Source organism: Deltaproteobacteria bacterium RBG_16_64_85, assembly GCA_001798885.1.
In the GTDB taxonomy this organism is placed as follows: Bacteria; Desulfobacterota; Deferrimicrobia; order Deferrimicrobiales; family Deferrimicrobiaceae; genus FEB-35.
In genome coordinates, this window is sequence record MGQW01000008.1 from 60,479 (window position 1) to 66,653 (window position 6,175).

5 protein-coding genes and 1 tRNA gene are annotated in these 6,175 nt (G+C 64.9%); 5 read left to right on the plus strand and 1 reads right to left on the minus strand.

The genetic code is table 11. The features are described from left to right. Positions 1 to 68: 68 nt before the first annotated feature. Genes A2Z13_08170 through A2Z13_08185 form a run of 4 tightly spaced genes read left to right on the plus strand, consistent with a single transcriptional unit; the run spans position 69 to position 4,093 of the window. Positions 69 to 1,352 (plus strand): hypothetical protein, encoded by a 1,284-nt coding sequence (locus A2Z13_08170; GenBank protein OGP81153.1) that lies wholly within the window; start codon positions 69 to 71, stop codon positions 1,350 to 1,352. A gap of 13 nt (positions 1,353 to 1,365) precedes the next feature. Beyond that, entirely contained in the window at positions 1,366 to 1,992 is a 627-nt protein-coding gene (locus A2Z13_08175) for a lipoyl(octanoyl) transferase (GenBank protein OGP81145.1), read from the plus strand. Continuing rightward, entirely contained in the window at positions 1,989 to 2,846 is an 858-nt protein-coding gene (locus tag A2Z13_08180; GenBank protein OGP81146.1) for a lipoyl synthase, read from the plus strand. Before A2Z13_08175 ends, A2Z13_08180 begins: the two co-directional genes overlap by 4 nt. A 35-nt stretch (positions 2,847 to 2,881) precedes the next feature. Continuing rightward, a complete protein-coding gene (locus tag A2Z13_08185) occupies positions 2,882 to 4,093 on the plus strand; it encodes a hypothetical protein (GenBank protein ID OGP81154.1) in 1,212 nt (403 codons plus the stop codon). A gap of 15 nt (positions 4,094 to 4,108) precedes the next feature. Here A2Z13_08185 and A2Z13_08190 read toward each other — a convergent pair whose 3' ends face one another. Further along, positions 4,109 to 5,935 carry a hypothetical protein gene (locus A2Z13_08190; protein OGP81147.1) on the minus strand — a complete coding sequence of 609 codons (1,827 nt, stop codon included), beginning with the start codon at positions 5,933 to 5,935 and terminating at the stop codon, positions 4,109 to 4,111. A gap of 157 nt (positions 5,936 to 6,092) precedes the next feature. Here A2Z13_08190 and A2Z13_08195 point away from each other — a divergent pair. Then, positions 6,093 to 6,175, plus strand: a tRNA-Leu gene (locus A2Z13_08195).

The window sequence follows — 6,175 nt, forward strand, 5'->3', positions numbered from 1 at the left end:
GGTGCGGAGTCCATCCCTCCCGGCCGCTGAACCGGGGTGTCGGCAACAAGGGGAAAGGGGTAAGGCAGATGCACGTCGACGTCGTCATGCCCCAGCTGGGGGAAAGCGTGGTCGAGGGGGTGGTGGCCAAGTGGCTGGTCAAGGCGGGCGACTCCGTGGCCAAGGACCAGCCGCTGGTCGAAATTTCCACCGACAAGGTGGATGCCGAGATCCCCTCCCCGGCCGCCGGCGTGGTCGTAGAGATCCTGGCGAAGGAGGGAGAGACGATCCCGATCCTCGCGGTGATCGCCCGGATCGAGACGGAGAAGGGGGAGGCCAAGCCCGCCGATGTCCCTCCCCCGAAAGCTCCGTGGGACGAGGAAACCGAGGGGTTCCCCGGGGCGATGGCCCGCCGCTCGGAACCGCCGCTGCCGTCTCCTCCTCGGGTCGAACCGTCCAAGGCACCACCCGCGCCTCCGCCCGCGGAAGGGCCGAAGGTGAGGATCTCGCCGGTGGTCGCCCGGATGGCCGCCGAGCACGGGCTCGACCTGTCCATGATTCCCGGGACGGGAATCGACGGCCGGGTCACGAAGAAGGACGTGGAGGATTATCTCGCGAGGGGCGGGGCCGCCGCGCCGCCCGCCCCCCCCTTGGCCCCGCCTCCGCCTCCCGCACCTGCGGAGCCGGAAGGGGACCAGGTCGTCCCCTTCACTCCGATCCGGAAGCGGATCGCCGAACACATGGTGATGAGCAAGCGCACCTCCCCGCACGTCCACACCTTTGCGGAGGTGGACATGCACAAGGTGGTTGCTTTCCGCGCCAAGGCGAAGGGAATGGGCGTTTCCCTCACCTATCTTCCGTTCGTCATCTGGGCGTCTGTTACGGCCCTGCGCGAATTTCCTTACCTGAACGCCTCCGTGGCGGGGGAGAGCACGGTCCTTAAAAAAGCGATCCACATGGGGATCGCAGTCGAGACGGACCGCGGGCTCATCGTACCGGTCATCCGGGACGCGGACCGGAAGTCGATCGGGGATCTGTCAAAAGCGGTGGAAGATTTTTCCGCCCGGGCGAAGGCTCACCGGATCCTCCCCGACGAAATGGCCGGCGGGACGTTTACCGTTACCAACCCCGGGCCGAAGGGGAACCTCTTCGGGACGCCGATCCTCAACCAGCCTCAGGTGGGAATCCTCCGGATGGGGCAGGTGGTCAAGAGGGCCGTTGTCGTCGATGCGGGAGGGGAGGATGCGATCGTCGTCCGGCCGATGATGTACCTGTGCCTGGGATACGACCACCGGATCGTCGATGGAGTGACAGGGAACGAATTCCTTTTCCGCGTGCGGGAGATCCTGGAAACGGGGGGTTTTTCCCTGTAGGGGACGGCGTCCGATGGAGGCGAACTGGCTCGGGCAGGTGGAGTACCGGCAGGCGCTGGAGCTCCAGATGCAATGCATCGGGCGGCGAGCGGCCGGGGAGATTCCCGACATCCTTCTCCTGCTGACTCACCCGCACGTCTACACGATCGGCCGGATCGGCGACGACGCCAACCTGCTCGTCCCTCCCGATCTGCTGGCGCGGGAAGGGATCCCCTTGGCGAGGATTTCGCGAGGCGGCGACATCACCTACCACGGGCCCGGGCAGCTGGTCGGCTATCCCATCGTGCTGCTTTCCCGGCCCGACGTCCACCGGTTCGTCCGCAGCATCGAGGCCGCCCTCATCGAGGCGCTTTCGCAATTCGGCGTCTCCGGCGCGCGCATCGAGGGGCTTACCGGCGTGTGGACGATGGGGAAAAAGATCGCCTCGATCGGGATCGGCGTGCGGCGGTGGGTCACGTATCACGGCTTCGCCCTGAACGTGGACACCGATCTGTCGTATTTCCGGCGCATTCACCTGTGCGGACTGAAAGGCCGCGAGGCGACTTCCATCGCGGAAGCCACCGGCAGGAAGGTCCCGATGGAGGCGGTTTGCGACGCCGTTACGCTCGCCTGCGGGAACCATCTGCGGGGGTTTTCATGAAGCCGCCGACGCCATTGGTCCGGCCGCCCTGGCTCAAGGTGCGCCCCCCCTCCGGGGAAAAGGTGGAGAGGGTTGCAGAGGTGCTGCGCCGGTACGGCCTGCGCACGGTATGCCGCGACGCGCGGTGCCCCAACATGGGCGAGTGCTGGGGGGAAGGGACCGCGACCGTTCTCATCCTCGGCGAAACGTGCACCCGCGGCTGTGCGTTCTGCAGCGTCGCAACGGGAACCCCTCTCCTCCCGGATCCGCACGAGCCGGCCCGTGTTGCCTGGGCGGCGGCCGAGCTGGGCTGGAAACACATCGTCGTCACATCGGTGACGCGCGATGACCTGGAAGATGGGGGCGCGTTCCAGTTCGTCGCCGTGGTAAAGGAGATCCGGAAGCGGGCTCCGTCGGCAACCGTCGAACTCCTCGTGCCCGACTTCAAGGGGGACCGGGAGGCTCTGCGGCGGGTGGTTGGCGCCTATCCGCACGTCCTTGCGCACAACGTGGAAACCGTCCCCCGGCTCTACCCCGAGGTGCGGCCGGGGGCGGTTTATCTCCGTTCCCTGGAACTCCTCGGGCACGCGCATGCCCTTGCGCCCCGGCTCGAGCTCAAATCGGGGCTCATGGTCGGCTTCGGGGAGAGCCGCGAGGAGGTGGTTTCCGTGCTGGAGGACCTCTACGCCGCCGGGGTCCGGTCCGTCACGCTGGGCCAGTACCTCCCCCCCTCCCGGAATCATCTTCCCGTCAGGGAATATCTGACCGTAGAGGCGTTTTCGATGCTTGCGGACGATGCCCGCAGACTGGGGTTTCAGCGGGTCGCGTCCGGGCCGCTGGTGAGAAGTTCCTACAAGGCGGGAACCGGAATGTGATCGGTCGCCCCCCAAGAGACATCCTCCACCTGGACATGGATGCCTTTTTCGCATCCGTCGAAATGCTGGACAACCCGGCTCTCAAAGGGAAAGCGGTGATCGTGGGGGGGAGCGAGCGGAGGGGAGTCGTCTGCGCCGCCTCTTACGAGGCCAGGAAGTTCGGCGTCCACTCCGCCCAACCCACGGCCGCTGCGAAGCGCCTTTGCCCGCATGGAATCTTCCTGCCCCTGCGCATGGAACGGTACCGGGAAGCGTCCGATCGTGTCTTCGAAATCTTCCACCGCTTTACTCCATTGATCGAAGCACTCTCCATCGACGAAGCTTTCCTGGACGTGACGGCTTCCACCCGCCTGTTCGGGTCGCCGGAGGCGATCGCGAAGAAGATCAAGGCCGCGGTAAGGAAAGAAACGGGGCTGACCGTTTCCGCCGGAGTGGCCGCAAGCAAATTCGTCGCGAAAATCGCCTCCGACCTTCGCAAGCCCGACGGGCTCGCCATTGTTCCCCGTGGGAAGGAAAGGGAGTTCCTGGCGCCTCTTCCCGTGGGCAAACTCTGGGGCGTGGGGAAGGTTACGCAGGCGGAGCTCCACCGCATGGGGGTTGAAACGATCGGAGACCTGAGCCGTATCTCGGTCGAGGTTCTCGCCAAGAGGTTCGGAAAGCACGGCGTCCTCCTTCACGAGCTTTCCCTGGGGATCGATGAACGGGAGGTGGTGCCCGAGCAGGAGGCCAGGTCGATCGGGCGCGAGGAAACGTATCCCGAAGACCTCGTGGACATGGAAACGATAAAAAAGGAACTTCTGTCCTTTGCCACCCGGGTCGCGGAACGGATTCGGCGCCACGGGGTCAAGGGCAGGACGGTCGCCCTGAAGGTGAAATATCATGACTTCACTCTCATCACGCGAGTCGTCAAGCTGGATCACGGCACCGACGACGGTGGAGAGATCTACCGGAGCGTACTCGCGCTCCTTCCGAAGACGGAGGCGGGAAAGCGGCCGGTCCGCCTGCTGGGGATCGCGGTGTCCAACCTCAGGGGAGGCGACGAGGTTACTCCTCCCGGAGAACCGGTGCAACTCCCCCTGTTCGGAAAGACTTCGGGTGGCAGGAGCGGGAGCTTCACCGGCGGGAAGGGGGATGCCCCCCCGGTTTCCCGGGAAAAGAAGGAAAAGCTCAATCGCGCAGTCGACCGGATCCGGGAGAAGTTCGGGAAGAAGGGGATATGTCCTGCGACGCTGATCGGCGAGGAGTGATCCACCCGCCGATTCCTACGACTTCTGCCCCCGGAAACCGTGGCACTTCGTGCAGGCACCCCCGTCCTTGTTGTGCTCCTTCATGTCGCTGTGGCAATCGAGGCAGAGGTTGCGTCCGGCGACGGTCCATGCGTGCGGCTTGTGGCAATCGATGCACGCCGTCTCGGCGTGCCCTCCCTTACGGTGCAGGCCGGAGAGGGGGTCATGGCACTCCTTGCAATCGGAAACGGGCCGCACCTCCTGCACCTTGCGGTGGCAGTCGGCGCACTTCATCGACGACATCATCGGCGCGGAGGAGTCGATCTTGTGGCACTCCGCGCAATCCGTGGGGGGGCGGTACCCCGCCGAGTGGCACTGGTTGCAGAGGATCCGGCCATGCTTCCCCGAAAGCTCCACGGGGTGCCACGGCATCCCGCTCTTCGACGCAAAGGTACCGAGGGGCATCAACGGCGAACGCACGGGAAACGTGTGGCAGACCGCGCACTCCATGCTGAGGATCTTTCCTGTTTTCGACACGTGCCGGCCATCGTGGCATCGGAAGCAGCCCGGCCAGTTCCGGTGCCCGATGTTGGAGGGGTACGTCTTCCAGTTCACCTTCATCTCGGGGAAGACGCTGCGGTCGTAGATCGCCACGGCGGTCGCGACGGTCCTTTCAATGTCGGCGGCGCGCTTCTTATAGACCTCGGGATAGCGCTTTGCGTAGAAGTCGCCGATTTCGGCCAGCATCCCCTCATGGGCCTTCTCCTGGGTGGGATATTCGCGGACGAGGGCGTCCACGACCACTTTCTTGACCCAGGGGAGCGTACGGGGGATGACGCCCGTCGTCATCGCCCGGTCCACCGCCGCCTCCGGCGGATCGAAGGTGTGGGTGGGACGGTTGTGGCAGTCCATGCAGTCCATCTCGTCGCTGGGCAGGGCGCGGAGCTGCTCCTCGGTCCCCTTGAAGTCGAGGCTCGTGTACTCGTCCATGCGTCCGCCGGCATGGCGAACCTCGATCCGCGGGATCTCCTGCTTCTGGCGATCCAGGGCTGCGTAACGGACTTTGTTCTCGATGAGCATGTGCCAGTGGATACCGGCGGTCCCCCCCAACGCCGCGCTGCCGCCGCCCGTCTTGACCCCGATGCTGATCTGCTCGGGCGTGTTCTTCTCGTCGTAGCGGAAATGCGGAATCTGCATGAGCTGGGTCCCGAAGAACTTCGCCGGCCAGTGGCACTCTTCACACGTCTCCCGGGCGGGGCGCAGGTTCTCGATCGGGGTCGGGATCGGGGTGGGGTACGACTTCAGGAGCACCGCCAGGACCTGGCGCGCCCCGGAGATCTTGGCCTTGACGTACCAGGAGGCCCCGTGCCCCACGTGGCAGTCCACGCAGCTCACCCGCGCATGGGGGGAGGCCTTGTACGCCTCGTACTCGGGCTTCATCACCGGGTGGCACAGGGTCCCGCAGAAGGAGACGGACTCCGAGTACAGGAAGGCGTTGTACGTGATGAAGGCCATCAGGATGGCGAGGAACGTCCCACCCACGACGAAGTAGCTGAACCACTTGCGGTGGACAGGGTCGTTCAGGTCCACGCGGGGGTAGGGGAGCGCCTCGTCGGTCTGCGCCCGCCGTCTTCTCAGGCTCTCCCTCCGCATGCCGTACAGGAACAGGGCGGCGCCCACCGTGAAGAAGGCGGGGAACACCATGTACGTGAAAATGCCGATGTAGGGGCTTGGGCGCTTCATGCTCAAGTCGAGGGCGAAAGCGAAGATCATCAGGAGGATGCTGCCGGCCGCAACGAGAGCGCCGAAGAAACTGATCGTGTTCCGGTAGAGCCCTGTGTGCTTTGATTCGTCAGGCGTCATTTCTCGGAGTCCCCGGGAATGGTTTCCTCAAGAGGATAATGCGTAGCGACGATTTTGAAAAGGGCGTAGATCGGCCATCGATCCCGCCGCCGCCCTCGACACGTTCATGACGCTTGATTTTCAGGCGTCGGGTGGATACCATGATTTTTCCTCGAGTGCCGAAGTGGTGGAACCTGGTAGACACGCCATCTTGAGGGGGTGGTGGGGAAACCCGTGGGGGTTCGAGTCCCCCCTTCGGCA

Excerpts from the sequence above, each read along its gene's own strand:
- A2Z13_08170 (OGP81153.1), top strand. The coding sequence starts at position 69 with ATGCACGTCGACGTCGTCATGCCCCAGCTGGGGGAAAGCGTGGTCGAG.
- A2Z13_08175 (OGP81145.1), top strand. The coding sequence starts at position 1,366 with ATGGAGGCGAACTGGCTCGGGCAGGTGGAGTACCGGCAGGCGCTGGAG.
- A2Z13_08180 (OGP81146.1), top strand. The coding sequence starts at position 1,989 with ATGAAGCCGCCGACGCCATTGGTCCGGCCGCCCTGGCTCAAGGTGCGC.
- A2Z13_08190 (OGP81147.1), bottom strand. The coding sequence starts at position 5,935 with ATGACGCCTGACGAATCAAAGCACACAGGGCTCTACCGGAACACGATC.
- A2Z13_08185 (OGP81154.1), top strand. The coding sequence starts at position 2,882 with ATGGATGCCTTTTTCGCATCCGTCGAAATGCTGGACAACCCGGCTCTC.